The sequence below is a fragment of the uncultured Microscilla sp. genome (assembly GCF_947493425.1).
Classification (GTDB): Bacteria; Bacteroidota; Bacteroidia; order Cytophagales; family Microscillaceae; genus Microscilla.
In genome coordinates, this window is record NZ_CANLRP010000302.1 from 1 (window position 1) to 4,928 (window position 4,928).

The 4,928-nt window shown below is 39.6% G+C and carries 3 protein-coding genes; all 3 read right to left on the reverse strand.

Translation table 11 applies throughout. From position 1 onward, the window contains the following. Positions 1–293: 293 nt before the first annotated feature. The 3 genes from tatC to Q0954_RS32780 all read right to left on the reverse strand — a co-directional run bounded on the left by tatC (position 294) and on the right by Q0954_RS32780 (position 4,363). Positions 294–1,253, reverse strand: a complete 960-nt coding sequence (gene tatC, locus Q0954_RS32770; RefSeq protein WP_299465879.1) for a twin-arginine translocase subunit TatC — start codon at positions 1,251–1,253, stop codon at positions 294–296. A gap of 469 nt (positions 1,254–1,722) precedes the next feature. Next, the gene (gene glyA, locus Q0954_RS32775; RefSeq protein ID WP_299465882.1) at positions 1,723–3,024 is read right to left on the reverse strand and encodes a serine hydroxymethyltransferase; all 1,302 of its coding nucleotides are present in this window, start codon (positions 3,022–3,024) and stop codon (positions 1,723–1,725) included. Positions 3,025–3,889: 865 nt separating this feature from the next. After that, the gene (locus Q0954_RS32780; protein ID WP_299465885.1) at positions 3,890–4,363 is read right to left on the reverse strand and encodes a hypothetical protein; all 474 of its coding nucleotides are present in this window, start codon (positions 4,361–4,363) and stop codon (positions 3,890–3,892) included. Positions 4,364–4,928: the final 565 nt, after the last annotated feature.

The following is a 4,928-nucleotide window of genomic DNA, read 5'->3' on the forward strand; positions in this document are numbered from 1 at the left end:
CCAGCAGCAAGCTGTTTTTTTAGTTTCAAATATTTCTGTGTAAAAGAGAAGAAACACTTAGTTTTTATGGTTTTCTGTTTAGCCTGACGGCTATGGTGTGTCTACGAGCTGATCGAAACCTTGAAAAACACTCTTCCCAGACGCTGTAATGAGGCGATTTGTGGAGACACAGACCGAGACGAAAGAGGTGGCAGTGTAGGGGCAGGTAGCAGTAAGCAATCAGCTATAAATTAAAAATCCTGAAATTTCTCTATGAAATTTCAGGATTTTTAATTTTCACTGACTCTTGGAGTCTACCCCTCTTTTACCTCTTCTTTCACCGTTTTTTTCTCTTCCTCTTCGGCAAGTTCTTTTAAACGTTGGCGTTCTACCCGTACTGCTATCCAAATGCCCACCTCGTAAAGGAAAGACAACGGCATAGCAATAAACACTTGGCTAAATATATCGGGGGGAGTAAGCACTGCCGATAAAATTAGAATAATTACGACCGAATGGCGACGATGGGCACGCAAAAATGTAGGAGTAATGAGCCCTACTTTTGCCAGGAAGTATACTACTACGGGCAATTGAAACAATATACCGCAGGCAAGCACCAAGGTCATCAGAATAGACACATAAGAGGCGATGGTAATGATGTTTTCAATTTTGGCGTCTAGTTGATAGCTTGTCAAAAACTTGATAGACAAAGGAGCAATGATATAATAGCCAAACAGTATGCCTGTCATAAATAAGAAGCTCACATAAAAAGTGGCTCCACGAGCTGCTTTCTGCTCTTTTTTATACAGCCCAGGTTTTATAAAACGCCAAATTTCCCAGAAAAAATAAGGAAACGCGCAAATAATACCAATGACTATAGACGAGGTAATGTGCATCATAAACTGCCCCGTCATGGTGACGTTTTGAAACTTAATGGCAAGTGACTTAAAGCAAAGTACCGATGAGCCTATCATTTCGCCAAATGCACACAACATTTTGAACGTCCAAAAATCGGATTTAGATGGACCCAGTATCAATACGCCATACACAAACTTTTTGGATACAAAGGCGACTATAGTAAACACTGCTACGGCAATAATACCACGGATAAGGTGCCAGCGAAGCTCTTCGAGATGGTCGACAAACGACATTCCTTCTTCTTCTTCTTCAGGTTCTTCTTCCACCTTAGCCACTTCAGTAGTGGCTGCTTCCTCTTGTCCGGTGATCAGGTCATCTAATTCATCGTCCCCCATCTGATCCAGTGGTTTATTACTCATGGTGTTGGCTGTTATGTATAATTTAAGCTACAAGGTAAAAGTTACGAGCTTCAAGCGACTATTAAGAGTACAGTCAAAGCGCTAATTTTATAAACTGTAACTTATGTTATGTATGTTTCTTTAACTACTCTTAAGCAATTCCATCCTTTTGAAACAACAACAAAAGGATGGAATTGATTATTCTACCTGCCAAAGTTATAAAAACTCGATGTATAAGTACCGATTTATACAAATCTTTAACAATTCGACATTGAACAAGTTCATTTATAACTTCATCAAAAGTAAAAAGGTTTGGGTTTATAAAGTTTATGCACCGCTTTGCGCAACCATTTTATAAATTCCGATTCATCGGGGCAGTTTGCTGTGACGAACTCACCGTAGGTAAACAATCAAGTAACCACTTTTTTGGTTAAACCTGCCGTTCAAAGCAGGTCAACACTTGCTACTTGTGCCTAATGGCTTGTTACTATTACTCACCCCAGGTAAACAAAGGATATTGGTTCATCCAGTTGTTTACTTCCTCTTTTACTTCTGCAATTTTAGAGTCGTTTTCGTGGTTCATCAACACGGTATCAATCAAATCAACGATTTTAGCCATATCAGCCTCTACCAAACCGCGAGAAGTAACCGCAGGTGTGCCTATACGCATACCCGAAGTAACAAATGGCGACTTGTCGTCGAATGGCACCATATTTTTGTTGATGGTAATATCGGCTTTGATCAAGGTATTTTCGGCAATTTTACCAGTCAAGTCTTTTGAGCGTAAGTCAATCAACATCAAGTGGTTGTCGGTACCACCAGAAATGATATTGTAGCCTTTTTTTACAAATGCATCTGCCATTGCTACAGCGTTTTTGCGCACTTGCTCAATATAAGTTTGGAAACCATCGCTTAATGCCTCACCAAAAGCAATGGCTTTGGCAGCAATGACGTGTTCAAGAGGACCTCCCTGAGTACCCGGAAAAACACCAGAGTCGAGCAATGACGACATCATGCGGGTTTTACCCTTAGGAGTTTTAATGCCAAATGGATTTTCAAAATCGTTGCGCATCATAATCAGGCCACCACGAGGACCACGCAAAGTTTTGTGGGTGGTAGTAGTTACTACATGGCAGTGCTCCAGTGGGTCGTTGAGCAAACCTTTGGCAATCAATCCGGCAGGGTGCGACACATCGGCCAATAACAAAGCACCTATTTTGTCGGCAATGGCACGCAAACGCGCATAGTCCCAGTCGCGCGAATAAGCCGAAGCTCCGCAAATGATCAGCTTAGGCTGCTCTTTTACTGCAGTTTGCTCTACCTTGTCCCAGTCTATGAGGCCAGTATCTTTTTCTACCCCATAAAACGAAGGTTGGTATATTTTACCCGAAAAGTTTACCGTAGAGCCGTGGGTAAGGTGTCCACCATGCGAAAGGTCGAAGCCTAAAATTTTGTCACCCGCATTCAAGATGGCCAAAAATGCTGCAGCATTGGCTTGGGCGCCAGAGTGAGGTTGCACGTTTGCCCAGGTTGCCCCAAACAATTCTTTAGCTCGGTCAATGGCCAGTTGCTCTATTTGGTCTACCACTTCGCAACCACCGTAGTAGCGCTTGCCAGGCAAACCTTCAGCATATTTGTTGGTGAGTACAGTACCCATTGCCTTCATTACCTGCTCAGAAACCAGGTTTTCAGAAGCAATCAGTTCTATACCTTCTAGTTGTCTTTTCTTTTCTGCCCCTATCAGGTCAAACACCTGCTGGTCAGTGATATTAGTCTCAGTCGTCGCTTGCATCGTTCAATAAATAATGTATGTACTTTAATATTCAAAGATACAAGTAAATAAAATAAACGATTACAATCCAACAAAATATTTAATAGAACCTCGCCTGTTTCATCTTAATATCAGTCAATTTTGTATTATTTGAAGGAGATTTTAGAATTACGATTTTTTAAATTACGAATTACGAATGAGCGCGAGGCTTTTTAATTACGAATGGGCGCAAGCGATGCTAAAAACCCAGCATAGCTCAAGGCTTTCAACAACCGACCCCGATTCCAGCATCTGAGGGCATTTTTTAGTATTCCGAAAAACGAGCGTAGAAGGTTGTTCTGCGATTATTAAGTTGCTTGTGAAGACACAAGCAACGGCGTAAGAGCAGTGTCAAAACCCATTCAAATGCCTTTTGTAGGGGCCATCCTTTATGGTTGCCCTAACGTAGTAAATTTCATTGCTTGGCGTCCCGTAGTATTTTGAGAGGTTTTGCTACTCAAGTAAGTTTGGAGGTTTCCATTCATCCAAGCCTTCTACGGAAGGGTTTTAACAAGCGACTCTGATTCCAGCACCTGAGGGCGTTTTTTAGTATCCCGAAAAACGAGCGTAGAAGGTTGTTCTGCGATTATTAATGACACATTGTCTTTTGGTTGCTTGTGAAGACACAAGCAACGGCGTAAGTCAATTTTGTATTATTTGAAGCGTTTTTAATGGTTTTGTACGGAGTTTACCTAACCTTTAAATTGACACTTTTCTTTATGTACTCTTTGGTGATAAGCCCAGGGCAGGCGAGGCAATGAGGTGATTATTTAAATGAGTTTGGCTTAGCAAGGGTATTTTGGAGTAAAAACGTAGGGAGTGCTAGGCAACTATTAAAATATAATCATCAGCGGGTGTGAGTTTTCTTTTTAACGACCTTTCCATTATGTTTCCAAACCAAGTCAAGGTGTAGTTTGGCCAATTCTTTCACAAAGGGTGTAGGTTTGGGTAATGTAAACCTGTAAACAATAGATGACTTTGACAGAAAACTTGACTTCAAGGAGTTGTTTGTATAAATCAGCAAGTTGAGGTTGCCATAGGTAGATTCTGTTTTTACAATAAGCTTTGTAATGTTATCATAGTTGATTGTATGTATAGGCTTCCACACCCTAAATGCATTAGAAATAATCATCTTTTCATTAAATAGCTTTACTTGATTACAAAATTGTAGTGCTATTAACCAAAACATACCTGATAAACTCAAATTATAGGTAAGTATGATGATCAATGTACGATTGATGGCTACCAGATTGACCAAGACCAATGAAATAAAGTATATAATGATCACCTTGCTTACTCTTATTCCTCCATATTGTTTCATGCTACTATATTACCATTATTCCTGCACTAATCTAACCTTATTTTGTTTCGAACACAAGCTGTAAATCAAGGCAAGAGTTATGAGCTTATGTTGCATCATGTTCAAACACCGTGGTAGCCCTAGATATGATTTGCACTAAACAAAAAAGCCATCCACTTTTAGATGAATGGCTTTTGAAAACCTATATTTTACTTTGAGTCAAATTTAAGCTTAAGTTGTAATTATTTCAATGTATTTAAGTCGTTTATTTTCAGTACTTTATTGCTATCTGATTTTGCAAAAGGTCTAAAATATCTAGGTCAGAAGCCAAGATTCGTTGTATGGTAATAAATCCTTTTTTCTTGAAATGCTTCATTTTTTTTCTCACCCACTTTACTAACTTTTGCGCGTGCCAAGCTATGTAGGCAAACCGATATAACTTGAACTCAAACCCCTTTTTGTCTTTAGTTCTAGCTTCTTGTATTTGCAATACATGCTTAAGCATTTTGAAAAATTGCTCAATGTAAGTCCTTTGAAACCAATGCCTTCGCAAGGTTTTAGCAAAAATATGCTTACTTGTACTGTA

What these genes read in the sequence shown, in the direction of transcription:
- tatC (WP_299465879.1), bottom strand. Translation starts at nt 1,253, where the DNA reads ATGAGTAATAAACCACTGGATCAGATGGGGGACGATGAATTAGATGAC.
- glyA (WP_299465882.1), bottom strand. Translation starts at nt 3,024, where the DNA reads ATGCAAGCGACGACTGAGACTAATATCACTGACCAGCAGGTGTTTGAC.
- Q0954_RS32780 (WP_299465885.1), bottom strand. Translation starts at nt 4,363, where the DNA reads ATGAAACAATATGGAGGAATAAGAGTAAGCAAGGTGATCATTATATAC.